The organism is Streptomyces sp. NBC_01520, from assembly GCF_045040375.1.
GTDB lineage: Bacteria > Actinomycetota > Actinomycetes > Streptomycetales > Streptomycetaceae > Streptomyces.
Window position 1 is genome coordinate 1067687 of the sequence record NZ_CP109404.1, and the last position, 25654, is coordinate 1093340.

Annotated in this window: 24 protein-coding genes and 1 pseudogene; 3 read left to right on the forward strand and 22 right to left on the reverse strand. The window is 70.7% G+C overall.

Annotation, left to right across the window (positions count from 1 at the left end; translation table 11 throughout):
* Nucleotides 1-283 precede the first annotated feature (283 nt).
* Nucleotides 284-697 (forward strand): hypothetical protein, encoded by a 414-nt coding sequence (locus OG524_RS04930; RefSeq protein WP_405809229.1) that lies wholly within the window; start codon nucleotides 284-286, stop codon nucleotides 695-697.
* A gap of 113 nt (nucleotides 698-810) precedes the next feature.
* Here OG524_RS04930 and OG524_RS04935 read toward each other — a convergent pair whose 3' ends face one another.
* From OG524_RS04935 to OG524_RS04955, 5 genes are all read right to left on the reverse strand, one after another.
* On the reverse strand, nucleotides 811-1887 hold the full coding sequence (locus OG524_RS04935) for a GDSL-type esterase/lipase family protein (protein WP_405392164.1): 1077 nt from the start codon (nucleotides 1885-1887) through the stop codon (nucleotides 811-813).
* Entirely contained in the window at nucleotides 1884-3326 is a 1443-nt protein-coding gene (locus OG524_RS04940; RefSeq protein WP_405809231.1) for an MFS transporter, read from the reverse strand. The genes OG524_RS04935 and OG524_RS04940 overlap by 4 nt, the downstream gene beginning before the upstream one ends.
* Nucleotides 3327-3588: 262 nt before the next feature.
* Nucleotides 3589-4431: a class I SAM-dependent methyltransferase gene (locus OG524_RS04945; RefSeq protein WP_405809233.1), complete on the reverse strand. Its 843-nt coding sequence runs from the start codon at nucleotides 4429-4431 to the stop codon at nucleotides 3589-3591.
* 55 nt (nucleotides 4432-4486) lie between these two features.
* On the reverse strand, nucleotides 4487-5299 hold the full coding sequence (locus tag OG524_RS04950; RefSeq protein ID WP_405809235.1) for a cyclase family protein: 813 nt from the start codon (nucleotides 5297-5299) through the stop codon (nucleotides 4487-4489).
* A 14-nt stretch (nucleotides 5300-5313) separates the two neighbouring features.
* Complete coding sequence (locus OG524_RS04955; protein ID WP_405809237.1) at nucleotides 5314-6549, reverse strand: serine hydrolase domain-containing protein; 1236 nt, start codon at nucleotides 6547-6549, stop codon at nucleotides 5314-5316.
* Between the two features lie 252 nt (nucleotides 6550-6801).
* Between OG524_RS04955 and OG524_RS04960 the strand changes: the two genes are divergently transcribed.
* Together OG524_RS04960 and OG524_RS04965 are read left to right on the forward strand one after the other, a co-directional pair.
* On the forward strand, nucleotides 6802-7353 hold the full coding sequence (locus OG524_RS04960; protein WP_405809239.1) for a nitroreductase family protein: 552 nt from the start codon (nucleotides 6802-6804) through the stop codon (nucleotides 7351-7353).
* Nucleotides 7354-7498: 145 nt separating this feature from the next.
* Nucleotides 7499-7813, forward strand: coding sequence for an ArsR/SmtB family transcription factor (locus tag OG524_RS04965; RefSeq protein ID WP_405392158.1), 315 nt, complete (start codon nucleotides 7499-7501; stop codon nucleotides 7811-7813).
* Nucleotides 7814-7847: 34 nt separating this feature from the next.
* Here the strand turns inward: OG524_RS04965 and OG524_RS04970 are convergent, their stop codons facing one another.
* The 17 genes and pseudogenes from OG524_RS04970 to asnB form a co-directional block, all read right to left on the reverse strand.
* Nucleotides 7848-8702: a class I SAM-dependent methyltransferase gene (locus OG524_RS04970; RefSeq protein ID WP_405809242.1), complete on the reverse strand. Its 855-nt coding sequence runs from the start codon at nucleotides 8700-8702 to the stop codon at nucleotides 7848-7850.
* A gap of 2 nt (nucleotides 8703-8704) precedes the next feature.
* A complete protein-coding gene (locus OG524_RS04975; protein WP_405809243.1) occupies nucleotides 8705-9496 on the reverse strand; it encodes an alpha/beta fold hydrolase in 792 nt (263 codons plus the stop codon).
* Nucleotides 9493-10128: a LysR substrate-binding domain-containing protein gene (locus tag OG524_RS04980; protein WP_405392155.1), complete on the reverse strand. Its 636-nt coding sequence runs from the start codon at nucleotides 10126-10128 to the stop codon at nucleotides 9493-9495. The genes OG524_RS04975 and OG524_RS04980 overlap by 4 nt, the downstream gene beginning before the upstream one ends.
* On the reverse strand, nucleotides 10129-10869 hold the full coding sequence (locus OG524_RS04985; RefSeq protein ID WP_405392154.1) for a DUF6182 family protein: 741 nt from the start codon (nucleotides 10867-10869) through the stop codon (nucleotides 10129-10131).
* On the reverse strand, nucleotides 10866-12005 hold the full coding sequence (locus OG524_RS04990) for a hypothetical protein (protein ID WP_405392153.1): 1140 nt from the start codon (nucleotides 12003-12005) through the stop codon (nucleotides 10866-10868). The genes OG524_RS04985 and OG524_RS04990 overlap by 4 nt, the downstream gene beginning before the upstream one ends.
* Nucleotides 12002-13438 (reverse strand): FAD-dependent oxidoreductase, encoded by a 1437-nt coding sequence (locus OG524_RS04995; RefSeq protein WP_405392152.1) that lies wholly within the window; start codon nucleotides 13436-13438, stop codon nucleotides 12002-12004. Before OG524_RS04995 ends, OG524_RS04990 begins: the two co-directional genes overlap by 4 nt.
* Nucleotides 13435-14301 (reverse strand): class I SAM-dependent methyltransferase, encoded by an 867-nt coding sequence (locus tag OG524_RS05000; RefSeq protein WP_405392151.1) that lies wholly within the window; start codon nucleotides 14299-14301, stop codon nucleotides 13435-13437. Before OG524_RS05000 ends, OG524_RS04995 begins: the two co-directional genes overlap by 4 nt.
* Nucleotides 14298-15998, reverse strand: coding sequence for a GH3 auxin-responsive promoter family protein (locus OG524_RS05005; RefSeq protein ID WP_405809247.1), 1701 nt, complete (start codon nucleotides 15996-15998; stop codon nucleotides 14298-14300). The genes OG524_RS05000 and OG524_RS05005 overlap by 4 nt, the downstream gene beginning before the upstream one ends.
* Nucleotides 15995-16624, reverse strand: coding sequence for a hypothetical protein (locus OG524_RS05010; RefSeq protein ID WP_405392149.1), 630 nt, complete (start codon nucleotides 16622-16624; stop codon nucleotides 15995-15997). Before OG524_RS05010 ends, OG524_RS05005 begins: the two co-directional genes overlap by 4 nt.
* A complete protein-coding gene (gene aroC, locus OG524_RS05015) occupies nucleotides 16621-17835 on the reverse strand; it encodes a chorismate synthase (RefSeq protein WP_405392148.1) in 1215 nt (404 codons plus the stop codon). Before aroC ends, OG524_RS05010 begins: the two co-directional genes overlap by 4 nt.
* Nucleotides 17832-18110 carry a hypothetical protein gene (locus OG524_RS05020; protein WP_405392147.1) on the reverse strand — a complete coding sequence of 93 codons (279 nt, stop codon included), beginning with the start codon at nucleotides 18108-18110 and terminating at the stop codon, nucleotides 17832-17834. Before OG524_RS05020 ends, aroC begins: the two co-directional genes overlap by 4 nt.
* A gap of 83 nt (nucleotides 18111-18193) precedes the next feature.
* Nucleotides 18194-19543, reverse strand: a pseudogene (locus OG524_RS05025) (class II 3-deoxy-7-phosphoheptulonate synthase); the annotation flags it as partial.
* 30 nt (nucleotides 19544-19573) lie between these two features.
* A complete protein-coding gene (locus tag OG524_RS05030; RefSeq protein WP_405809249.1) occupies nucleotides 19574-20668 on the reverse strand; it encodes a carbohydrate kinase family protein in 1095 nt (364 codons plus the stop codon).
* Nucleotides 20655-21599, reverse strand: a complete 945-nt coding sequence (metF, locus tag OG524_RS05035; RefSeq protein ID WP_405392145.1) for a methylenetetrahydrofolate reductase [NAD(P)H] — start codon at nucleotides 21597-21599, stop codon at nucleotides 20655-20657. The genes OG524_RS05030 and metF overlap by 14 nt, the downstream gene beginning before the upstream one ends.
* Complete coding sequence (locus OG524_RS05040; protein ID WP_405392144.1) at nucleotides 21596-22591, reverse strand: carbohydrate kinase family protein; 996 nt, start codon at nucleotides 22589-22591, stop codon at nucleotides 21596-21598. Before OG524_RS05040 ends, metF begins: the two co-directional genes overlap by 4 nt.
* 1 nt (nucleotide 22592) lies before the next feature.
* Nucleotides 22593-23816: a methionine adenosyltransferase gene (gene metK, locus OG524_RS05045; protein ID WP_405809252.1), complete on the reverse strand. Its 1224-nt coding sequence runs from the start codon at nucleotides 23814-23816 to the stop codon at nucleotides 22593-22595.
* Entirely contained in the window at nucleotides 23813-25648 is a 1836-nt protein-coding gene (gene asnB, locus OG524_RS05050) for an asparagine synthase (glutamine-hydrolyzing) (RefSeq protein ID WP_405392142.1), read from the reverse strand. Before asnB ends, metK begins: the two co-directional genes overlap by 4 nt.
* Nucleotides 25649-25654: the final 6 nt, after the last annotated feature.

A 25654-nucleotide genomic window follows, 5' to 3' on the forward strand; every position in this document is an offset into this window, starting at 1 on the left:
ATCATGACGTCCCTTCGCCCACTCGATCAGCTGAATTCCGGCCGGCCGGAATTAGTTACCGACGTAGCTCCCGCGCATCCGGCCGACCGGAATGCACTCGATTTTCCCGCACTTGGATCTCCTTCGGCTTCGGTCCGGCGTCCAGTCTTTTCCTGGTCTCAAGACCAGGAAATCCGCACGACAATCCGCCGTACACCGAGGCGCCGGGAATTTCCCTCCCGGTCGACCGGTTCGGGTTAGAATTTCGGCATTCGCCGCTTGAATCGCGCCCGAAAGGCTCACCATGACTGCACGTTCTCTCCACGATTTCACCCATGTAGTGAAGGAGGCCCGCGCCGCCCTCGATGCTTTTCTCGACGGCCTCAACAGTCATGATCTGGAGAAATGGACCAGCACCTTGCACTTTCCCCAGATCCGTGTCCACGAAGGGGCAGTGACGACCTGGCAGAATCCCGAGGAATACATACGGAGTTCGCAGGCCGAACTCGAGGCGCTGCTCGCATCCGGCTGGCACCACAGCACCTGGGACGAGGTCGAGTTCCCGCAGGTCTCCGCCGACCATGTGCACGCCCAGGTGCGGTTCAGCCGGCATGACGCCGAGGGAAGTCCGCTCGGCGTCTTCGACTCGATCTATGTCGTGACACGGCAGAACGGACGGTGGGGCGTGCTCGCCCGGCTCGGTTACGAGGCCGCCTGACATACGGCGCCACCGGGACGTGCGGAAACCTGCAGCGGCAGATCGGGCCGGGGGATGTACCCGTCCGCCGCTGCGGGTTGCTCGTGGGCCCGCCCCTCCGGCCCTTGTCAGGGTCAGACCGGCGACAACAGGGCCTTGCGCAACGCCGAGCCGATCCTGTCGGCCAGGACGTGCTCGCCGGCCGCCGTGGGATGCAGTCCGTCGGCGAAGACCTCGGCCGCCTCCGAGACCGGGACGACGGAGAGTCCGTCCACGGTGCAGAGGTTCTTGTCACCGAGTCCTTCGAGCACCCGCACTGCCTCCGCCGTGTACGCGCGCACCTGCTCGAGCGTCAACCCCACGTTGTTCGCCGCCCGTTCGCGGTCCGGCGACGAGAGCGGGGTGATCACCGCGATCGGCACGTCGGGATGCCCGTCCCGGATGGTGTCGATGAAGCCGCACACCGCCGGGGCCCAACTGCGCGCGGAGAACGTGTCCCGCGTGTAGACGTTGATCCCCAGTTCCAGCGAGATCAGGTCGGCGGGCAGGTTCCTGATCGTCCGCGCGACCAGCGGATCGAGGTGCGCCTCGCCGGCGAAGCCGAGGTTGTGCAGCCGCCAGCCCTGCCCCGCCGCGACCAGCGCGGTCCAGGTCTCCGACGGACCGGCGGCGAACATGCTGTGCGTGAGGGAGCTTCCGTACGTCACCCAGCGCGGGCCGGGGCGCTGCGCAGACAGCAGGGTGCCGTGCCCGCGGAAACCGATCTTCGCGACGAGCACGAAACCCAGGTTCGGCAGCCACACCTCGACGGCCCGGAGCGCCGAGTCCGCGCCGTTCGCCGACGGGGCCGCGCCCGCGGCCGGCGTCAGCGCGACGGTGATCTCCCGCTCCCCGGCGACCTCGGCGCGCCGCACGAGGACTCCGTCGACCCGGATGTCCACGGGGGCGCTGCCCGCCTCCCCGATCAGCCGCAGGACCAGCTCTTCCGCGTCTGTGCGGACACCGCACCGAATGCCGGCGGGCATCGCCGCGAGGCGCGCGAAGTTGGGCGACAGCGTGGTGGCGAGCCGGTCCCTGGGGATCCGCCGGGGCAGCCAGCCCTCCTTGGACCATTCCGCCTGCGCGACCCCGTCCCAGGAGAGCCGGGGATCGTCGGGCGACAGCCACTCCGTGCCGCCCGCTCCGGCCACGGACGCCGCAGGCCCACTCACGATCGCCCGCTCTCGAGCCCGGCGTTCGGGTGGGACTGCACAGCCTCACCGGCGCTCGAGTCCTCTTCAGCGCCCCCGGACGGACCGGACGCCCCGAGGCCCAGCGCCGAGGCGGCCGCGCCCACGAGCGAGAAGATGCCGACCGCGAGGAAGGCACGGTGGTACGCGCTCATCCCGACGTCGGCCGACCCCGCGGCCAGGACGGCCGCACCGACCGCGACCCCGAGGCCGCCGCCCAGTTGCACGGCTGACTGGATCAGCGAGGCCGCGAGGCCCTGCTTGTCGTTGGCGACCCCGCTGACGCCCGCGATGTTGAAGCTCAGGAAACTCGTGCCGTTGCCCAGCCCATGGATGATCAGTGCCGGCAGCAGCACGGCGGCGTAGGAGGCGTCCTCGTCCGCCCGCAGGAAGAGCAGGATGCCCAGGCCCTGGAGCAGCAGGCCGATCACGGCCGGGACGCGCAGACCGACCTTGCCGATGAGGCGAGGGGCGATGTTGACCGCGATCAGGATGGATACGGCCATCGGCACGATCGCCATGCCGGCCTTCAGGGCGCTGTAGCCGAGCGTGTTCTGCAGGTACAGCAGGGCGATGAACTGCCAGCCGATGGTGGCGCAGGCCCAGACGACACCCACGACATTGGCGGTGGCCAGGGTTCGCGAGCGGAAGATCGAGAGGTCGACCAGGGGGTCCGCACGCCGACCCTGGATCACGACGAAGGCGACGAGCAGCACCACGGACACCGCCAGGCTGCCCACGGTGGCCGCGGAGCCCCAGCCCACTTCGGGGGCCCGGGTCAGCGCGAAGACCAGCAGCAGAACACCACCGGTCGCGGTGACCGCACCGAAGACGTCGAAACCTGGGCGCCGTCCGGTCCGCTCCTCGTCGGGAGCGATCACACCGCGCACCGCCAGCAGGACCATGGTCGCCACGACGAACGGCACGAAGAAGGTGAGCCGCCAGCTCAGCGAGGTGAGGAGTCCGGAGAACACCAGGCCCGCCGCGTAGCCGCTCGCGCCGGTGAGGCCGAACATTCCCATCGCCCGGTTGCGCTCCGGCCCCTCGGGGAACGTCGTCGTAATGATCGACAACGCCGCGGGCGCGATGAACGCCGCGGCGACGCCCTTGATCACGCGCGTGAGGATCAGCAGGCCCCCGTCCGTGACCAGGCCGCCGGCCAGGCTCACGACGGCGAACAACGCCGTGGCCCAGAAGAAGATCCGGCGCCGTCCGAACAGGTCGGCCGCCCGGCCGCCCAGGAGCAGGAACCCGCCGTAGGCGACGGCGTAACCCGAGATGACCCATTGCAGTTGCTCGGCGCTGAGGCCCATGTCGTCCTGCATCTCAGGGAGGGCGACCCCCATCAGCGAGACATCCATGGAGTCCAGGAAGAGCTGCGCGCACAGCACCAGGAGTACGAGGTTCTTGCGCGCACTCATCCCCGGCGTCGCCGCTAGAGCTTCCGACTGCCGATCCGACATCTTCCCCGCCATTTCATCTTGCAGAAATCAATCTGCATGCCAACGATTGGATCGCAAACGTAGCACACAATCATCTGCAGTCAAACGATCTGGACTCAAACTTTCGCCGCAACCGATGGAGGGACAAAGGGGGTTGACCCACCGTCGGCGGAACAGGACGGCCGGTGTCGCGCCGGGGCTTGGGTGCCCCGGTGCGACACCGGCCGTTCGGTGGTCCGCGTCAGCTGCCCTGCCTGTGCCCCCAGGCCGTGAAGACCGCGAGAGAGAGGTCGTGGAAGCCGGGGTCGGCCAGTTCCCGGTAGGCGGCCTCGAACTCCTCGTCCGTCGCGAGGCCCTCGGCGACCACGGCCGCCCGGGTCTGCTCCAGCGTCAGCCGCCACCACTCGGACTCGTTGTCGCCACCTGCGATCCGCTGGAAGCGGGCGTCGTAGCCGATGTCGTCGAGCCCTTTGCCCTGTAGGGGCACCGGAAGGTTGCGCGCCCACTCCGTGTCCGTGCCCACGGCACTCTCCAGATGGCTGCGGAAGGCCCGCATGACCTTGCGGTACGCCGGGTGCGGGGAGTTTTTGATGGGGAAGAACGAGGGCTCTTCGAGCAGCAGAACGCCACCGGGCTTGAGCCATCGGGCAAGACGGGCCACGGCCTTCTCCGGGTCCGGGAGATGGATGACGACGTAGCGGGTGTGGATGAAGTCGAAGGTGCCCTCGGGGAAGTCGTCCGTGTAGACGTCGTGCCGCAACACCTGGACCCCCGCCTCGGAGAGTTCGTCGAGGTAGGTGGTGTCGAGGTCGGTGACGGTCACCTCGGCGCCCTGCTCGGCCAGCCAGCGGGCGACCGACCCGCCGCCACCGCCCACCTCCAGGACGCGGTGCCCGGAGGTCAGACCCAGGCGCCGGAAGTGTCCGCGGGTGTGCTCGTCGAGAACGGACTCCAGCAACCGCAACCGCTCCCGCTCGCTGGACACGGCGTGGCTGAACACCCCGTCCCTGTACCGCTCCTCGCTCCACTCCCAGCGTTCCTTGGACCCGTCCGCGGGGGCAGCCGTACCGGTTGATGCGGTCATCTGCGTTCTCCTTGATCGGTTCGAACTCGGGAGCGGGGCAACCCGTGACGAGCGCTCATACGAAGGCGAGGACACGCGCCGGGCCGCCAGTGCCGCCGGCGTGCTTGGGAGCACCCACCACGACGGTGGCGCCGATGTCCGGAACGGTGTCCAGGTGTGCCAGGTTCTCGATGCCGTACTTGCCTGCGGGCATCAGCACGCGGTGGGTGAACGGGTCGGCCGGTCGGGTGCCCGGCTCCAGGCTGGGCGTGTCGATGCCGACACCGACCACCGAGCGCTCCTCCACCAGGAAGTGCGCGGCTGCCACGGAGATGCCGGGGAAGCGGTAGTGGCCGTCCTTCTCCTCGAAGTTGAGGAAGGCACCAGGGGTGTTGATGCGGTCGGACCAGCCGTTGTCCACGGCGAGCACCGCGTCGTCCGGGATGCGGCCGTGCCGACTCTCCCACCGCAGCAGGTCGTCCACCGTCAGCTCCGTGACGTTGTTCCGGGCGGCCCGTTCGCCGACGCGGACGACCGCGAGCGGAGCGACCAGTGCCTCGGCCGGGATCCGCTCCACGGACAGGCCGTCGTCGTCGAAGTGGGTGGGGGCGTCGATGTGGGTGCCGATGTGCTCGTTGAAGGTGAGCTGAAAGGCGTTGTACTCGTGCTCGGCGAGATTGGCCAGGCGCGTGATCTCCATGGGTTTCACGTAGAGCTCAAAGACCGGCCAGTCGGTGCCCAGAACGTGGGTGAGGTCACGCACGACGCCTCGCGGAACGTAGGACGCGGCGGTCGCGGCCGCCTCGGGCTGCCGCGCGGGGGTGCTGGATGTCTGCTGCTGCGGCGGCTCCGACGACGCCGCACCGAGCATGGTTTCGGGACCACACATGACGAATCGCTCCCTCAGTCGATCAGGGCCTGGTTGACCAGCTGGCGCAGACGGCTGTGCAGCGGATGCGCGCTGGACGGCATGAGCTGGGTGAAGAACAGGACGGTCAGCTGCTCCACGGGGTCCACCCAGAAGATCGTCCCGGCCGCGCTGTGCCAGGCGTACTCCCCCGCGCCGGCCGGCACTCCGGCCGCCGCCGGATCCTGGACCACGGCGAAACCCAGCCCGAAGCCGACGCCTGCGGTCGGCATCTCCGAGAAGACCGGCCGGCCGACCGACTGCAGGTCGCCTCCGCCAGGCAGATGGTTGCGCAGCATGTGGCGCACGGTGCGCGGGCCCAGAATCCGCTCCCCCTCGAAGACGCCTTCGCCGAGCAGCATCTGGGTGAACCGGTGGTAGTCGCCGAGCGTGGTGACCAGCCCGGCGCTGCCGGAGAGGCAGGCGGGCGGGTGCAGCGCGCCGGCTCCGAAGTGGTCGGCCCTGGTCGCGCGGCCGGTGGCCGGGTCCGCGGTGTAGAAGGCGGCGAGACGGTCCGCCTTCTCCGGCGGTACGTGGAATGCGGTGTCGGTCATCCCGAGCGGTCCCAGGACGCGTTCGGCGAAGAACTCGTCGAGGCTCTTGCCGGACGCCACCTCGACGACACGGCCGAGCACGTCGCTGGAGACGCCGTAGTTCCAGGCCGTGCCGGGTTCGAAGAGCAGCGGGAAGCTCGCCCACCGCTCGCAGCAGGCGGCCAGGTCGAGTCCGGGCGGCGTGGCCCATTCGAAGCCGTTGGCCGTGTAGATCTCGTCCACGGGGTGAGCCCGGTGGAAGCCGTAGGTCAGGCCCGAGGTGTGGCTGAGGAGGTGCTGGATCCGGATGGGGTTCGCGGCCGCGGTGGTGACCGGACGCGCGGCAGGGCCCCGCTGGTAGACCCGTACGTTCTCGAAGGCGGGGATGTAACGGCTGACAGGGTCCTGCAGGCCGATCGTGCCGTCCTCGACCAGGGTCATCGCGGCGACGGAGGTGACGGGTTTGGTCATCGACCACGCCCGGTAGATGGTGTCGCCCTCGCTGGGCAGGTCGTTCTCCACGTCTCGTCTGCCGTACTCCGCCAGGTGTGCCACCTTCCCCCTGCGGGTCACCGCCACCTGCCAGCCGGGCAGCCTGCCGTCGTCTACGTAGGAGGCCAGATGGCGGTCGATCCTCCGTAAGCGGTCGGCATCCAGTCCGACCTCCGCCGGGTCGACCTCGATCTTGAGCTCGGGCACCTTGTCTCCTCGTGATCCGCGATACCGTGGTTCGCCGGTTCGATGGTTCGTAAGTTCGCAACTTATGGAACTATAGAAAGGACTCGGCCTGGACAACAAGAGCTTCCCGAGGCCGAGTTGGCGCAGCCGCACCCCAACAGCGACAGAAGTACGGAGCGCCATGCCCCCGCTTGACCTGTCAGTCGACGAACTGCTGAGCACCACTCGCGCCGTTCGCAGGCGACTCGACCTGACCCGCCCCGTCGACGCGACGTGATCGAGGAATGCCTCACGCTCGCCACCCAGGCGCCCACCGGACGCAACCGGCAGCACTGGGACTTCGTCTTCGTGACCGATCCCGACCGCCGGGCGGCGCTCGCCGACCTCTACCGGATGGGACTCGTGCGCCCCCGCCAGCCATTGGCGGGCGGCATCAACCGGGGCGACGCCGACGGCTGGGACAAGATCGCGAACAGCGCACAGCACCTCTTCGAGCACCTGCACGAGGTGCCGGTACTGTTCGTGCCCTGCGTGCGGGTGACGGACCGGCAGGAGCTGCAGTATCCGGTCCGGTCGGCCAACATCTACGGCTCGATTCTTCCGGCAGTCCGGCAGTTCATGCTTGCGGCGCGCTCCCGCGGGCTCGGCACCGCCTGGACGACCCCCCACCTCCACTACGAGCGGGAAGCCGCCGAACTCCTCGGCATCCCCTACGACACGGTCATCCAGACCGCCCTGATCCCGGTCGCCTACACCATCGGCACCGACTTCAAGCCGGGCGCGCGGGTTCCGGCAGCCGAAGTGGCGCAGTGGGACCAGTGGTAGCCGAACGGCACGACCCTTCAGCGGGGTACCCCGCTGAGGCCGCTCGGCCTCTTTCCAGACCCTATTTCGATAGTATGCAAATCTCCGAATTCGACGCCCATGGGAAGCATCGCCGTTCCCCTCGCACCCAGTGGAGTACTCCGACGTGCGCACGCTCAAGCACCCCGTACGGGAAGAGATCCAGCTGACGGACGTGTTCCACGCGTTGAGCGACCCGACCCGGCTGGCCATCGTCCGGGGCCTGGACGGCGTGCACGAGCAGTCCTGCAGCGGTCTCAGCATCCCCATCGCCAAGTCGACGCTCTCGCACCACCTCAAGGTGCTGCGGGACGCCGGCGTCACCCACACCCGGGTCGAGGGCACCCACCGTCTGATGTCCCTGCGGCACGAGGACCTGGAAGCCCGTTTCCCCGGCCTCCTTGCGGTCGTCCTGCGCCATGAGCCGGTGCCCTCGCGCTGACCCCGATCTCCCGCCGGAAGGCTCCGCGCCCGGCTCAAGAGGGCGACCCCGGTACGGTGCCCACCGTCACGGTGTTGCCCTCTCTGATGTATCCGTGCGGGTCGCGCAACGGGTGGGCCGGGCCGTCAGGGTCGAGGAACTCCCGCCACTCCGCGTCGAGTCCCGTGGCAAGCGCCATCCCGGCCACGCGGGCGCACGCCCGCGTGTAGAAGCGCAACACCTCCTCGGACATCGGCGCGAAGTGCTCGATCAGCACGGTGTGCTGGCGCACCCCGGTCAGCCCGGCTTCACCCAGCCACCGGTACAGCTCGCCGGTCCGGAGCAACTGCCGTGCGTATCCCGGGTTCGCAGCGCCCTTGCGGAAGAAGTCCGTGAACCGGAAAGGGTCGCCCGGGCGTACGGTGATCAAGGCGGCGTCCATGTCCTTGACGGCCACCGTCCCGCCCGGGCGCACCACGCGGCGGAACTCGGCCAGGGCACGGGAGAGTTCCTCGTCGCTCAGGTACTGCGTGGTGTTGGCGCACCAGACGGCGTCGAACGAGTCGTCGGGATAGGGCAGTTCGAGGATGTCGCCCTGCCGGACGTCCGGCTCCCACGGTGTGTCGTGGGTCCGCAGGCGGCCGGCGGCGCGTGCGGCGTTCTCCTCGGCGAGGTCGAGGGCGAAGACCCGTCCCGCAGGGCCGACCGCGTCCGCCAGCCAGGGCAGGAAGGCGCCGGTGCCGCATCCGGCGTCGAGCACGCGCCACCCGGGCCGGATCCCCACCGCGTCCAGCGTCGCCCGGTACGGGCCGGCACAGGCCTCGAAGTGGGCGTCGACAATGTCCTCGTGGGTGAACCCGAGCCCGGTGGAGGCCTGGTAGCCCCAGGAGCTGTGGTCCGTCGTAAGCATTCTTACCGTCCTTCGCTGATGGTGCCCGGTACAGCCGTGGCGTCGTCGTGCAGCGCGGTGAGCAGTTCCGACACCGGGTCGGGGGCTTCGAGCGGCGGGAGGTGGCCTACGCCGGGCAGGACGACGAGCCTCCCGTGCGGCAGGGCGTTCGCCGCGGCCTCGGCCTCGGCGACGAAGACGAGTTCGTCCTCGTCGCCGACGACGACCAGCGCCGGCACGTCTGTCGCCCGCAGGGTGTCCAGGGAGTCGGGCCGCGCGGCGATCGCCTCCTGTGCCCAGGCGACCGCTTCCGGGTCGGCGGCCCGCGCGCTCGCGAGGACCTCGGCGAGCCTCGCGGGGTGCCGGTCCCGGCTGGTGGCGCCGAGGAGGGCGGGCGTGGTGGCCTCGACGAGACCGCCGCGGGTGGCGGTGTCCCTTATCCCGTGGGCGAAGAGCCTGCGTCGGGCGGCGGCCTCGGAGCTGTCGGCCGTGGCGCGAGTGGACAGCAGAGCCAGGGCGCGGACGCGTCGCGGATGACGGCGCAGGAACGCCATCGAGGTGTAACCGCCCATGGAACAGCCGACGAGGACCACGTGGCCGATGCCCCGCCGGTCCAGTGCGGCCGCGAGGTCGTCGGCGACGACTTCGAGGGAGGGCGGTGCGGAGCCCAACGGCTCCTGGCCGAAGCCGCGTTGGTCGAGAGCCAGGACAGTGTGCCCACGGGCGGCCAGGGCCCGGGTCTGCGCCCGCCACATCGAGGAGTCCAGGGGCAGCGCGTGCAGCAGGACGATCGGCGTCCCGTCGAGGGCGCTCACCGGGCCGCGCTCCGTTCGGCGGCGGCGAGGAAGGCGGCGAGGTCCGGGGCCGGCCGGGTGTCCCGCAACCGGGCCAGGGAGATGGGGGCGGGCGGAAGGTCCGGCACGGGTACGACCTTGATCCCGGGCGGCACGATCCCTTCCAGCGACCGGAAGGACAGGTGCACGGAGTCCGATCCCTCGAGGATCGCCACCATGTCGGCCACGGTGCCCATCGGATGGACCCGCCGGAGGGGTGCGCCCAGTGGTGTGCGGGGCGGCACGACCTGGTCCCAGACGTAGGGCGGGAAGTCGCCGGGGCAGCGGAATGCGTCGTAGGCGGTGATGTCCTCGACGGAGACGGACTCTCGGCCGGCCAGTGCGTGGCCCGCCCGGACCAGGGCGGCTCTGCCGTCGAGGGCTACGGCCGCGCTGGTGGCGATGTCCGGCTCACGCAGCCCGAACTTCACCAGCATGACGTCGAGTTCGCCGGTGCGCAGAAGCCTGAAGGGCTCCCGGACGTCGTAGGGCAGGTAGCTCACCTGCTTCTCCTCGTACCCGGCCGCGGCGACGATCTGCCGAGCCTGGTGGGGCGAGCCGTGGACGCCGATGCGGAGCGGGCGGACAGCGGTGGGGAGTGGGGCTTTCGGCACTCAGGTCTCCTGCGTCAGTCCGGCGTAGGCCTGGAGTTCGTACGGGCGGTGGTGGTCGGTGTCGACGCGCAGGGCGGCGTAGGGCGTGGGCAGTTGTGTCAGGCGGGGTACGGAACGCAGGGTCAGCCGGTCGCCGGGTCCGACCGTTCCGTCCATGACCGCCTCCGCGAGCAGGTGCCCGAGGTGAACCAGCGCGTCGGAGACGGTGAGGTGCGCCGTGGCGAGGTACAGGTCGCGGTGGACCGGCCGGCGCTCAAGGTGGTCCCCCGTGCGCGGTAGGTCGACGGTGGTGGGCCGCCAGGCAGTCAGCGGACGTTGTCCGCTGAACGTCTTGAGCAGCCTGCGCAGGCCGGTCGTGGCCCCGTCCGGCAGGGGCCCGGCCCAGGCGGCCGACCCGTCGGCGGCGACGTGTGTGAAGGCGAACCGCTCGCTCAGGTTGTCGGGACGGCCTGCCAGATAGAGGGTCCGGGTGAAGGAGCGGCGCCAGGCCTCGGCCTGCTCCGGCGGCAGGGACAGCACGAACGCGTAGGTCTCCCGTACCCAGGAGGTGAGCCGGAAGTCCCGGACGACGGCGACGGCCGACGCGCCGTCGCTGCGGCCGACGGCGGCGTCGTCCTGGATCTGTTCCTTCGCCGCGAGCAGGGTGCGCGGGGTGACCGGCTTCGTACGGGCAAGGTCGGGGCGGGCGGCCCGGAGTCGTTCGGTGGCGATGGTGAGCAGCAGTTCGGGGGAAAGGGTCATAGGTACACCGTGGAGAGCAGGTCGCGGTCGATGGTGCGGCGGCCCCGGGCCAACAGGGACGAGGTGAGCCGGTAGGGATCGACGTGGGTGTGGTCGCGCCGGTGCCGGCTCAGGTCGTCCACGAGCGCCGGGGCGCCGGGCCCGCGCTCGGTCGTCCGACGCAGCAGCCGCTGGGCTCGGTCGAGGTTCTTGTGCAGCAGGTCGGTGCGGAAGGACTGAGCCTGTCCAGGTCCGAGGACGGCGACGAAGTACAGCCGTACCCCGAGGCGGCGTACGTCCGCCTCGCCGTCCGTGCCCACGGCCCTGAGCAGGGCGCCCGCCGTGTGGGCGTGCCAGCCGCCGTGACGGGCCGATCTGATCGTGCCGTCGATGGGCACGCGACCGATCGGGACCCTGTGTACCTGCGGCCCCAGCTGGGTCAGTACGCGTTGCAGCAGCTGGTAGTCCGCGTCCAGCTCGGTGTCGTACAGGAGCACGACCTCGTCGTACGCGGGCGCCAGCGGGAGCAGTTCGCGCAGGGCGCAGGCGAGATAGTTCGGGCGGCCGTCGGCCGTCACGATCCTGCGCAGCGGCAGGCCGTGCCGAGTGGCGTCGAGGTACACGGGGCCACCGCTGGAGCGCTGGTCGAGGCCCATCCCGAGGGCGACGAGCCGCTCGATCATCTCCTCCGTGCCGAGCCCGGGTGGCTGATGGTCCATCAGGCCAGGGTCGTGGAGACCGAGTTGGCGATAGTGCGCGTGCCACAGCCGCAGGACTCGTTCGCTCGCCGGGTGCACCCAGCCTTTACTCTCGACCTCGTGTACGTAGGGGCGCAGGGCGTCGACCGGCGCGGGTGTGCCGGCCCGGAACCGGACGTACAGCTCGCCGATCTCCTCCTCGGAGAGTGAGGCGTAGGCCAGGTCTCCCTGGGTACGGTCGAGGAACTCCCAGAAGCCGAGGGTCTGTTCGGTGAGGTGGTAGGCCGTGGGGCTGTAGTGGTAGGTCACGTCCGCGAGCGGCGCGGTGGCCCGGAACATGACGTCGGTCCACAGCAGGCCCTTGAGATGACTGGGCGTCAGCGGTTTGGCGGGAGTGACCGTGACGGGTGCGAGCAGCACCTTGCGCCGGCCCGACCTGGGACGGTCCGATCCCGTCATGAGCGCGCCTCGTCCCGGACGACAGTGACCAGTTCCTCCCGGCTCGGCGGGCGCGGCGCCGCGGCGGCCGGTGCGGGGGCCGTCCGCACCCGCTGCCGGAACTCCTCGTTGTCGAAGACGTCCTCGGCGGTATCCAGGCCCATCAGCACACGAGTGAGACCGCGCCACACGGATCCGTCGGTGGCAGCCGCCCCGGCGACGGCGGACAGCGCGGGACGGCCGGACCGCGGTGCCGGGGGCGGCGGGCCGCCTGTGACCCGCGCCCGCCACAGGGCCGTGCGGGCCGCGTCCTCGCCGGCGGCCTGTTCGTACCACGGCCGGTAGACACCGTCGGCGACGCGGGCGGCGCGCTCGCCCTGCTCCTCCACCGCCGGATCGGCGTCGAGGAGTTCCGCGAGCAGGAACGCGTGCCGCAGGGCCAGCGACATACCCCGTCCGAAGAGCGGGTTCGTGACACACGCCGCGTCCCCGACGGGGTACAGCCCCGCGATCGGTCCGGCGCCGGCGTCGGGTGCGCGGCGAAGCATGTTGGGCGGCATGGCCATGGGGCGCACCACGCTGATCGGTTCTCCCGCCTCGGGCTCGGCCCAGGCGGCGAGGTACGGCGAGAGGCGGGCCACCGCGGTGAAGGCCGCCGGATGCCGCAGGCCGGTCGTCGCCGGGTCGGCCGCGGGTGTGCCGATGGTCAGGGCGTACGTGTCGTTGTCGGCGAGGTGCGCGACCGCCGCGTAGTGGTCCCAGATGCCGCCGGCCGCGTTGCCTCGGTTGAGCGGTCCGGGCAGCATGCCGGGGGACCTGAGCCGGTAGAAACGGGTGAAGCAACGGATCCGGGTGGGGGTGGTTCTCCCGGGTGCCGGGGGCAGTCCGGCGGCGGTGAGCCAGGACCGGGACGCCGCCCGGCGTCCGGTGGCGTCCACGACGGCGTGTGCGGGGATGTCCTCCCCGCCGCCGGTCACCAGTCCGGTCACCCGGTTCCCCGAGGACGTCGTGCGCAGGCCGACGACCGTGACGTCATGGCTGATCGTGACGTTCGGCAGCGAGCGCAGCGCCTGGCGGAGGACGAGCTCGAAGACCGGGCGGCGCACGGCGAGGGCCATGAGTTCCTCGTCGCCCTGCCGGCGGATCCCGTCGCCGGCCCGCTCCGACAGTGCCCGCGTGAGGTCGAGCATGCGTGCACCGGCCTCCAGGGCGGCATCGAGCACCTGAGGAGCGTGGGCCCGCAGCACCCGTACGCCGAGCGAGGTCAGGACGTGGGAGTGGCCGCTCTGCGCGACTGTGGGCCTCATCCACAACTCGGCCGCCTTCTCCGGTGGCCCTTCCGGCGGTACGGGTGCCTGCTCCAGCACCCTGACAGGCAGGCCCCGTAGCGCCAGGGCGAGGCCGACGGCGAGCCCCGCGACGCTGCCGCCCACCACGACGACGGGCCGGGTCACCGGCGCCGGCCGTGCACGAAGAACACCCGTCGTACGTCCTTGACGGCCCGGTCGGGGACCGGGTCCGGCCAGCGTCCGAAGTGGGCCCCGGGCTCACCGGGCTGGACCGCGGCCACGCCGAATCCGTACCGGTCGAAGAGCGCTTCGGGCTCGTCGCTGCCGAACAGCCAGGGGCAGCCCCAGCCGCTGAAGACGTCGAGGAGAGGGCGCATGTCCGGGAGAGTGAGGGCCGCGGAGTTGACGAGGTCGGCGGCGATGCGGCTGCCGGGCGCGCAGAACGCGGCGACCCGCTCCAGCATGCGGTGGGTGTCCTTCTCGGGGAGGTAGTACAGCAGCCCTTCGAGCAGCCAGGTGGACGGCAGGCCCGGGTCGTATCCGCAGGCGCCGAGCTTCTCCTCCCAGTCGTCCGCGGTCAGGTCGACGGCGACGGCGACGTGATCGACGCGCGGGTCGACTCCGCGCAGGCGTTGCTCCTTGAACGCGAGCACCGACGGCCGGTCGACCTCGAAGTACCGCAGGTGTCGCGGCCAGGGCAGCCGGTAAGCACGGGAGTCCATGCCGGCGGGTGCCCCGACGAGTTGGGTCATCCCCGGGTCCTGTACGGCCTCTTGGAGGAGGTCGTCGAAGAATCTGGTGCGGATCGCGTTGTAGTCGGGGGTGCTGGGCACGCTCCGCGGCCGGGCCGGCGGGAACGTCGCGGCACGGATCTCCGCCAGGAGCCGGGGGCCCGCTTCCCCCACCAGCGTGGCCGCATAAGGGTCCGTGTAGAGCCGATCGTCCCGCCGGCTCTCGGCGGCCCGCAGGGCGGCGGTCAGCAGGGCGGTCTTCTCCACGGGATCGACAGGGTCCAGGACGTTCGTCATGTGCCTTCTCCTCGTAGTGCGTCGGACGCGGCGATCAGTCGCCGCCATTGGCTCTCGTCCTGCCGGAACAGCCGGTCCTTGACCTGGGTGGGCCGGACGCCGTCCGCCACGCGGGCGTGCCACTCGCGCTGGAAGGTGTCGGTGTGCAGGAGCCGCACCGTCGCGGCATCCAGCCGCCGCTCCCGTAGGGCCCTGGCGTATCCCGGGGACTCGGCAGCCAGCGCCGCGTCGACGAGCCGCGCGAACCGCGAGGTCTCAGATTCCAGCCACGGAGCCTCCGGGGCCACCGCGAACACATACCGGGGTGCCTTCCCCGCCGCTTCTTCCACTCGGCACGCCACGTTGCGCAGCGCGAGGCCGGAGCCCGCCAGCGCTTCTCCCAGCGCCCGCACCACCTGGGCCTCGCGCAACCGTTCCCCGGCAACGTCCGACCGGGTGGCACGGCCCGCGTACAGGACCCGCGGCACGCCCTGGACGCGGTCCACCACCCGGACGACGTCCCCGACCGCGTACCGGTAGAGGCCTCCGACGTGGCTGAAGAGCACGTGATAGTCCCGATGCGGTTCGAGTTCCTCCGCCACGAGCGTCTCGGTGCCGGATCCGATGTCGTCGTCGGCGTCCACGAACTCGTACACGGCGGCGGAGGCGACGAGGCTGCCCGCGGCGGGATGCCGGTCGAGTGGCACTGCCACCGGCCCCTCCGACGCGGCCACCGGCGCGGGCAGGACACCGACTCCGGCCCCGAAGCGCTCACGCAGGCCCGGCATGTACAGGGAGGCCACGCCGGTCGTCCAGCCGAACAACGCTCGGACCTGCGGCCAGACGTGGGCCGGGCTCGGCCGTCCGAAGTGGTCGGCGAGGAACTCCAGCCGGGCGGCGTGCTCCGGATCGGGGTCCCCGTACGGCACTCCGCCCAGGGTCCCGTCGCGCACCTCCTTGACGATGCGTGGCCACCACCGGTCCAGTTGGTAGGGCACGGCCGCGATCATCGCCGGGTTGATCCCGATGAAGCCCCGCACGTCGCTCTGTACCGCCAGCCGCAGCCGCAAGTACATCTTCTCCAGGTGGTCGTCGGGCGCCACGTCCACGGGCAGGGTGGCCCAGGGGGCTGCGGTGCCCAGTTCGGCCGAGAGCGGTTCGCCGAACGCCGTGCCGAAGTCGACCTGGCTGGCGCCCACATGGGGGCGCCCGCTGGTCGTGACGGGAGGAACAGTGAGCGGATCGTGCTTGAGGTTCAGCACTGCGTCCGGCCGTTCCATGAGCTCCGGGAGACTTTCGATCAACGGCGCCCAGGCCGCGTAGTAGAAGGGGAAGAAGACGGTCCTCATGAAGCGGCGGGTGACCGGGATCTTCTTGTGGTCCCCGGTGCTTCCGCTGCTGGTGAAGTAGACCACCGGCGCGTCCGCGGTCAGCAGGTTCGGCTCCCCCGCCGCCATGCGTTCGATCAGCGGGGCGTGCGCCGCGTAGTCCTGGACGGGTACCGCCGCCCGGTAGTCCTTCAGGGTGCGGATCGCGGCGAAGCCGTGCCGGCGCCCGAACTCGGTGCCGCCGTTGAACTCCAACAGGTCGGCCAGCACCCGCCGTTGTCGTTCCGCCAGGTCGTCGAGGTCCGCGCTCAGCCGTGCCCGCTCGGCGAAGACCCGCTCCCGGTAGCGGCCGGCGTGGCCGGGTGTGCCCCAGCCCTGAGACCCGCTCATGCCGCGAGCACCTCCCGCACGGCCGCGGCGGTCGCGGCCGTCCCGGAGCGCTCCTCCACAACCGTGACGGGCAGGCGTCCCGTCTCCTCCAGCAACAGCTTCCCGAGGTTCTTCTGATAGCTCTCGAAGCCGAACCACTCGGGCCGGTCGCCGAAGTACTCGAGGGGGTTGAGCCGCGCTCCCCGTCCCGAGCGACGCCAGGCGGTCTCGGGCGAGACGTCCAGATAGATCACCCTGCGCGGCTGGGGGAAGGAACGCCACCAGGTGTACAGGGCGTGCCCTTCGAGCCCGGCGAGCCGGCACTTCGCGAGGACCTTGTAGTAGTACGAGTCCATCAGGACCGGCACGTCCGGCTTCTGTCGTTCGAGCTGATCCCTCAGGTGCACGACGGCGGTGCCCAGCAGGTTCGCGAGGAAGTCGGCGGAGTACGTGGAGCCCAGGCCCGGCAGTACCTCCTGGACGACGTTCTGGCGCAGCCGCGAGATCAGACCGTGTTCCCCGGCCACGAGGCCGTCGTCGGTCGACAGGGTCTGCCAGCCGGGCAGCTCCGCCGAGAGCTCCGCCATCACCGAAGACTTCCCTGCGCAGTCCGGCCCCAACAGCACATAGAACGGACGGTCTGTCACTTGTTTCCCCTTGCCTTCGGATCGTTTGCGTACCGGCGCACGTGTTCGAGGTAGGACTCCACATTGCGGCGCGTCTCGGGCACGCTGTCGCCGCCGAACTTCTCCACGACCGCGTCGGCCAGGACCAGGGCCACCATCGCCTCGGCGACGATGCCGGCCGCCGGGACCGCGCACACGTCCGAACGCTGGTGGTGGGCCTGCGTGGCCTCACCGGTCACGACATCGACGGTCCGCAGGGCGCGCGGCACGGTCGCGATCGGCTTCATCGCCGCCCGTACGCGCAGCAGCTCGCCCGTGGACAGGCCACCCTCGGTGCCACCGGAACGGCCGGTCGCGCGCCGGATGCCGTCGGCGGTGGCGAGGATCTCGTCGTGCGCCTTCGAGCCCGGCACCCGCGCCAGGTCGAAGCCGTCGCCGACCTCGACGCCCTTGATGGCCTGGATGCCCATCAGAGCGGCGGCCAGCCGGGCGTCCAGGCGCCGGTCCCAGTGCACGTGCGAGCCCAGGCCCACGGGTACGCCGTACGCCAGCACCTCCACCACACCACCCAGGGTGTCACCGTCCTTGTGCGCCTGGTCGATCTCCGCGACCATCGCCTTCGACGCGTCCGCGTCCAGACAGCGCACCGGGTCCGCGTCCAGCCTCTCGACGTCGGAAGGCTTGGGGTGGACGCCGTAGGGGGCCTTCGCCGCCGCCAGTTCGACAACGTGCGAGACGATCTCGATCCCGGCCGCCGCCTTCAGGAACGAACGCGCCACCGCGCCCAGCGCCACCCGCGCCGCCGTCTCCCGCGCCGAGGCACGCTCCAGGATCGGGCGAGCCTCCGCGAAGCCGTACTTCTGCATCCCCGCGAGGTCGGCATGACCGGGGCGGGGACGGGTCAGCGGCGCGTTACGGGCCAGCCCGGCCAGGATCTCCGGATCCACCGGGTCGGCCGCCATCACCTGCTCCCACTTCGGCCACTCCGTGTTACCGACCATCACCGCGACCGGCGAACCCATCGACAGACCATGCCGCACGCCGCCGAGGAAGGTGATCTCGTCCTGCTCGAACTTCATCCGGGCACCGCGCCCATAGCCGAGCCGCCGCCTCGCCAGATGGTCCGCCACCAGCTCCGTGGTGACCGGCACACCGGCGGGAAGACCCTCCAACGTCGCGACAAGGGCGGGACCGTGGGACTCCCCCGCGGTCAACCAGCGCAACCTGCTCAACGCACCCCACCTGCCTGACCGCCGTCGCGCCCGAAGACCGCCGCGTGTCCGTCGTGGCCGCGTTCGAGGAGGTGCAGCAGCTGCTTCCCGCTCTGCTCCCTGATCCCGGCCGCCGGCGCCGAGACTCCGTCCAACGCTTGGAGAAGGACGGCGAGGTCTGCGCCCGCCGGGTCCTCGGGGAGCAGTTGGACGTCGACGCCGCGCCGGCTCAGGGCCGCTGCCACTGATGACGCGAGCGGGCCACCGCCCACCACGGCGACCGAACCGGGCATCATCCGGTCGCTCCCTTCTCGTCCAGGAGCGCGAACGCGCCCCGCGTACGGCCCTTTTCGCGCAGTGCCCGGCGTACGGCCACTCCCTCCGGGCGGTACATCTCCGCGACGAGGAATGCCAGGTCGAGGGACTGGCTGTGGTTCAGGCGTGGGTCGCAGGCCGTCTCGTAGCGCTGGTGGAGATGGTCGACGAGAATGTCGTCGCCGCCGCCGACGCACTCGGTGACGTCGTCGCCCGTCAGCTCCACATGGATACCGCCGGGGTGCGTACCCAGCTCCTTGTGGACCTCGAAGAAGCCCTTGACCTCGTCGAGCACATCGTCGAAGCGGCGGGTCTTGTGACCGGAGGCCGCCTCGTACGTGTTGCCGTGCATCGGGTCGGTGATCCAGGCCACCGTCGAACCCGACGCCGTGACCTTCTCGACCAGCTCGGGCAGCTTGTCGCGGACCTTGTCGGCGCCCATCCGGACGATGAAGGTCAACCGGCCCGGCTCACGGTCCGGGTCGAGGCGCTCGATGTACTGCAGCGCCTCCTCGGCCGTCGTCGTCGGGCCGAGCTTGATGCCGATCGGGTTGCGGACCTGGGAGGCGAACTCGATGTGCGCGCCGTCCAGTTGCCGGGTTCGCTCACCGATCCACACCATGTGCGCCGAGACGTCGTACAGCCGTCCGGTGCGGGAGTCGACGCGGGTCAGCGCCGACTCGTAGTCCAGCAGCAGCGCCTCGTGGGAGGAGTAGAACTCGACCGTCTGGAACTCGGCCGGATCCGCGCCGCAGGCACGCATGAAGTTCAGCGCGTTGTCGATCTCTCGGGCCAGCTGCTCGTACCGCTGGCCGGACGGGGACGACTTCACGAAGTCCTGGTTCCAGGCATGCACCTGACGCAGGTCGGCGTACCCGCCGGTGGTGAAGGCGCGCACCAGGTTGAGCGTCGAGGCCGAGGCGTGGTACATGCGTTTGAGTCGCTGGGGGTCCGGGATGCGCGCCTCCTCGGTGAACTCGATGCCGTTGACGGAGTCGCCCCGGTAGCTCGGCAGGGTGAGGCCGTCGCGGGTCTCGGTGCCCTTGGAGCGCGGCTTGGAGTACTGGCCGGCGATCCGGCCGACCTTCACGACCGGTACGGAGGCCGCGTAGGTGAGGACGGCGCCCATCTGGAGGAGGGTTTTGAGCTTGTTGCGGATGTGGTCGGCCGACACCGCGTCGAAGACCTCCGCGCAGTCGCCGCCCTGGAGGAGGAACGCCTCTCCCTTGGCGACGGCCGCCATCCGGGCGCGCAGCTGGTCGCACTCGCCCGCGAAGACGAGCGGTGGATAGGACTCCAGGTCGGCGATCACTGCGCGCAGAGCCTCGGGGTCGGGGTATTCGGGCTGCTGCGCCGCGCGCAGGTCTCCCCGGCCGAGCCGGGCCGGCACCGAGTCCTCCGGAAAGGCATGCATGACGAACTCTCCTGTGGCGCGAGAAGGCGGTCAGCGTCGGGCGACGGGGGATACGACGGCACCTCTGAATCCGATCGTCGGAACCGCACGTCGTGGCGATGTCAGTGGCGCCCTCTCGGACAGAGCTGCCAGGAAGGCATAGCGGTGCAGCAGTTCGGGATCGGGGCGACCTCGGGGGTCCGCGTCCGACAGCCCGGACCACCAACGGGTGATCTCGTGCCAGCCGGGCGCGGAGTGCGCCCCGCCGAACTCCGCGACGGACAGCGCGGCGCAGAGGCCGGCGAATGCGAGGCTGTCGGCCAGGGGCCAGTCAGCCAGGGTCGCGAAGAGGAAACCGGACAGGAACACGTCGCCCGCGCCGGTGGGGTCAAGGGCGTCGACGGGGACCGCCGGCACAGCCGCCTCGTCGCCGGTACGTCCGTCGCAGGCGACGGCTCCCCACGCGCCCGCGGTCACCACGGCGACCGGAACGACCTCGGCGAGGGCCCGGGCGGCCGCTCGCGGGCTGTCGGTCCGGGTGTACCGCGTGGCTTCGGCGGCGTTCGGCAGGAAGGCGTGGCAGTGGCGGAGCCCGTCGAGATCGGACAGGGACCAGCGGCCCGTGGAGTCCCACCCCGCATCGGCGAACACCAGGCTGCCGTCCTCGGCCGCCCGGCGGACCCACTCGGCGTCCTCTCCCGGCGCGAGGCCGGCGACACAGGCGCGGCTGCGTGGGGGGCGCCGCAGGGGCGGTTGCTCCTCGGCGGGAGCCTCGTGCCCGTGGGTGACCATGGTGCGGTCGCCGTCGTAGGCGAACGAGACGGTCACGGGGGAATGCCAGCCTGCCGGTCTGCGCGACGGCGACAGGTCGACGCCCTCGGCGCGGAGGTCCGCCCAGCAGTGGTCGCCGTACTCGTCGTCGCCGAACGCCGCGGACAGCGCGGTACGCAGGCCGAGCCGGGCCAGTGCTGTCGCCGCGTTGGCCACGCCACCGGGGCCGCACCCCATGCCGCGGGCCCAGGACTCGCCGCCCTTGACCGGGGCGCCCTCCAGCCCGGTGAAGACGATGTCCTGGAACACCGTGCCGACGACATACACATCACACTCGGTGCCGCCTGTCGCGGCCGGCTGCTCAGTGGGTACCATGGTCGGCTTCTCCTGCAGCGGCGTACATCGCGCGGCGCGGTTCGGGCAGGCCGAGCCCGCGGTAGATGTCCAGGGCTGCCGTGGAGCGGTTGAGGGTGATGAAGTGCAGTCCCGGGGCGCCCTGGTCGAGCAGTCGCCGGGCCATCTCGGTGGCGTGGGCGACTCCGATGCGGTGGCCCTCGGCGTCGTCACGTGCGTTCTCCAGGCGGCGGGCCAGGTTCGCCGGGACCGTGGCACCACTCAGCTCCGCGAACCGGGCGATCTGCTGGAACCGCGTGGCGGGCATGATCTCGGGAATGACCGGGATGGTGCAGCCCGCCGCGTCGAGCCGGTCCCGGAGCCTGAAGTAGTCCTCGGACCGGAAGAACATCTGGGTGATCGCGAAGTCGGCACCGGCCCGCGCCTTCGCCACGAAGTGGCTGATGTCGCCCTCCCAGTCCCGCGAGCGGGGGTGCTGCTCGGGAAACGCGGCGACTCCGATCCCGAAGTCACCCGACTCCCTGACCAGTTGCACCAGTTCGGCCGCGTGGCGCAGTCCTTCGGGGTGCGGGATCCAGGGGCCCCGGGGGTCGGAGGGTGGATCGCCGCGCAGGACGAGGAGATCACGGACTCCGGCGTGCGCGTACTGCCCGATGATCCGCCGGAGTTCGGCCACCGAGTGTCCGACGGCAGTGAGGTGGGCGACCACGGGGAGCGTGGTGTCCTGCGCGATGCGCTCGGCGAGGGCCGTCGTCCGGTCCCGCGAGGATCCGCCGGCCCCGTAGGTGACGGAGACGAACGCGGGCCGTACCGCTTCCACCTCGCGCAGGGTCTGCCACAGAGTCCGGTCGCCCTGCGGCGTCTTCGGCGGAAAGATCTCGAAGGAGTAGAGGGTGTGCCCCTCGGCCAGCCTACGGCGCACCCCGCCCGGCGATTCGCCTCGTGGTGTCACAACGCTCCACCACCAGTGCCGCCGAGACAGTGGGCGAGCTCCAGCGCTGTCTCGGGCCCGTACGCCGAACCGCACAGCGACAGCAACTCGTCGTGGCGCAGCCGGTACTCCTGCGCTCCGACCGCGCACAGTACGCTCGCGGCCACCGCGCAGCCGAGCTGGGCGGCCCGGGTGGGAGTGAGCCCCCATGCGACCGCCGCGAGGAATCCGGCGCGGAACCCGTCGCCGACGCCGGTGGGGTCCCGCGGTTCGGCCACGGGCACCGCCGCGACCTCGACCGGCGGTTCGCCCTGCCGCTGGAGCCGGCAGCCCTTGCTGCCCAGCGTCGTGACCCAGGTGCCGACCCGGGCGAGTACATCGGCCGCCGTCCAGCCTGTCTTGTGGAGCAGCAGGGTGCTCTCGTACTCGTTGCTGAAGAGGTGGTCTGCGCCGGTCACCAGTTCCCGGATCGCGTCGCCGTCCAGTCGAGCGAGCTGCTGGGACGGGTCGGCGGCGAAGGGCAGCCCCACCGCGCGGCAGTCCCGCGTGTGCCGGAGCATGGCCTCGGGGTCGTTCGCCCCGATCAGGACGAGACCGATGTCACCGGCCCGTTCGGCCACCGCGCTCACGTCGATGGTCGCCGCCTCGTTCATCGCGCCGGCGTAGAACGAGGCGATCTGGTTGCCGTCGTCGTCCGTGGTGCACTGGAACCGCGCCGTGTGCCGGGACTGCGACACGTGCACCGACCCGATGTCCACGCCGTGTCGGGCGAGCCGGTCGGCGTACTCGTCGAAGTCGCGGCCGACGGCTCCGACGAGCACGGGCCGCAGACCGAGGCTGCCGAGGCCGAAGGCGATGTTGGCGGCGACGCCGCCCCGGCGGATGTGCAGTTCGTCGACCAGGAAGGAGAGCGAGACGTGGTCGAGCTTCTCCGGCACGAGCTGTTCCGTGAAGCGGCCGGGGAAATGCATCAGGTGATCGGTGGCGATGGATCCGGTGATCACTGTGCGCACCTCACACCCCCGCTGCCTTCCGGAGCATTGTCGCCCGGTCCGTGCGTTCCCATGTGAAGTCGGGGTGCGTACGGCCGAAGTGGCCGTAGGCCGCGGTCCGGGCGTAGATCGGTCGCAGCAGACCCAGGTCGCGGATGATGGCGGCCGGACGGAGGTCGAAGACCTCGTCGATGGCCTTCTCGATCTTCTCCGGGTCGACCTTGTGGGTACCGAAGGTCTCCACGAACAGGCCCACCGGTTCGGCCTTGCCGATCGCGTACGCCACCTGCACCTCGCAGCGCGAGGCCAGGCCCGCGGCGACCACGTTCTTCGCGACCCAGCGCATCGCGTACGCCGCCGAGCGGTCCACCTTGGACGGGTCCTTGCCCGAGAAGGCGCCGCCGCCGTGCCGGGCCATGCCGCCGTACGTGTCGATGATGATCTTGCGGCCGGTCAGGCCCGCGTCACCCATCGGGCCGCCGATCTCGAACCGGCCGGTGGGGTTCACCAGCAGGCGGTAGCCCTCGGTCTCCAGCTTGATGCCCTCGTCCAGGAGCGCCTTCAGTTCCGGCTCCACTACGAACGTGCGGATGTCCGGGGCCAACAGGGAGTCCAGGTCGATGTCGGAGGCGTGCTGCGAGGAGACGACCACCGTGTCCAGACGGACCGCCTTGTCGCCGTCGTACTCGATGGTGACCTGGGTCTTGCCGTCCGGGCGCAGGTAGGGGACGGTCCCCTTCTTGCGGACGTCCGACAGACGCTTGGCCAGACGGTGCGCCAGGAAGATCGGCAGCGGCATCAGCGTCGGCGTCTCGTCGGTCGCGTAGCCGAACATCAGTCCCTGGTCACCGGCGCCCTGCCGGTCGAGTTCGTCCCCTTCCTCACCTGTGGCGGCACCCTCGACCCGCTGCTCGTATGCCGTGTCCACACCCTGCGCGATGTCCGGGGACTGCGAGCCGATCGACACCGAGATGCCGCAGGAGGCACCGTCGAAGCCCTTGGCGGAGGAGTCGTAGCCGATCTCCAGGATCTTGTCCCGGACGAGCTGCGGAATCGGCACGTACGCCTTGGTGGTGACCTCGCCGGCCACCTGCACCAGACCGGTGGTGATCAGCGTCTCCACGGCGACCCGGGACGTCGGGTCCTCGCGCAGCAACGCGTCGAGAATGGTGTCGCTGATCTGGTCGGCGATCTTGTCGGGGTGGCCTTCGGTCACGGACTCCGAAGTGAACAGACGACGTGTCACAGGACCACCCGCACCTTGTAGTCACGCAGCCAGCTGTCGAGTTGAAGGGCCCGGGGCAGGATGGGCGGTGGCGTGAACGCCCCGTTGAACCAGTCCTTGTTGTCGACCATGGCGCGCAGGGTCGCCGCGTCCAGGAGTTCCATGCCGGGCGAGCCCGGGTCGTTGATCATGTCGGACACCGCCTCGCGGACGGAGTCCAGGTACTCGGAGCCCTTGCCGACGGGGAAACCGCTCTTGGGGCGGTGCACGACCTCGGCCGGCAGCAGGTCCTCGACCGCGCTACGGAGCAGTCCCTTCTCCTGGTCGCCGAGCCGTTTGACCTGCCACGGCACGTTCCACACGTAGTCGACCAGGCGGTGGTCGCAGAACGGGACGCGCACCTCCAGGCCGTTGGCCATGCTCATCCGGTCCTTGCGGTCGAGGAGGAACGGCAGGAAGCGCGTCTGCTGGAGGTAGTACACCTCACGCATCCGCCGGTCCGTCCCGGTCTCGCCCTCAAGGCGGGGCACCTCGCTCAGGGCCTCCTGGTAGCGGGCGTCGAGCCGCTCGTGCAGATCGAGGCCGGCGCGAAGGGAGGCCGACAGGACGGCGTTGCGGTCCTGAACCCCGGCCGACCAGGGGAAACCGTTCGTGGGCTGCTGGGTCTCGGAGAAGAACCAGGGGTAGCCACCGAACGAATCGTCCGCCCCCTCGCCGGACAGGGCGACCGTTAGGTGCCTGCGCACTTCGCGGAAGAGCAGGTACAGGGAGACGTCGAGGTCGCCCACACCGGGGATGTCGCGTGCCCGCAGGGTGGTCCTGGACTCGTGGAGCAGCGAGGCCGGCTCCACCAGGACCTCGGTGTGCTTGGTGCCGAGGTGTCCGACGACCGCCTGGACGAACGGGGCGTCCCGGGAGACGTGCAGCGCGTCGGCGGTGAACTCCTCCTCGCTGTCGGCGAAGTCGACGGAGTACGTGGCCAGCGGGTCGAGGCCCGCGGCGGACAGCACGCCCGTGCCCAGAGCCGTGATGGCGCTGGAGTCGATGCCGCCCGAAAGGAGTGCGCCCAGCGGCACATCGGCCTCGATCTGCTCGGAGACCGCCCGGCCGAGCAGCTCGCGCACTCGGGCGACAGTGGTGGGGATGTCGTCCTCGTGCGGGGCGCTGTGCAACTGCCAGTACCGGTGCGGGCTCGCACCCCGCCGGTCGAAACGGATCACATGGCCCGGCTCCACTTCGCGCAGGGTGCGGAACACGGCGTCCCCGGGGCGCTTGGCCGCCACCGTGAAGACGTCCACCAAGCCCTCGGCGTCGACCTCGGCGGCGACCTGGCCGCTCGCGAACAGCGCCTTGGGCTCGGATCCGAAGATCACGCCCGAGGCGTGCTCCGCGTAGTAGAGCGGCTTCACGCCCAGCGGGTCGCGCGCCAGCAACAGCGTTTCCTGCGCGATGTCCCAGAGCGCGAAGGCGAACATTCCGGCGAAGCGCGTGACGGCCGAGGCGCCCCACTCTCGGTAGGCGGCCAGGATCACCTCCGTGTCCGTGCCGGTACGCAAGCGGTGTCCCTGAGTGGTCAACTCCTTGCGCAGCTCACGGAAGTTGTGGATCTCGCCGCTGAAGGAGACCACTGCGAGCTCCCGGCCGTCGTCCTCGCCGCGGGCGACCATCGGCTGCTGTCCGTGGTCCACGTCGATGACGGCGAGCCTGCGGTGCCCCAGACCGAGGCGGGGCGCACTCCACACCCCGGCGTCGTCCGGGCCGCGCAGCGCGAGCGTCTCGGCCATCCGGGAGACCGTCGCGACCTGACCGGTCATGTCGCGCTCCCAGTCCAACCAGCCTGCTATACCGCACATGGCGTG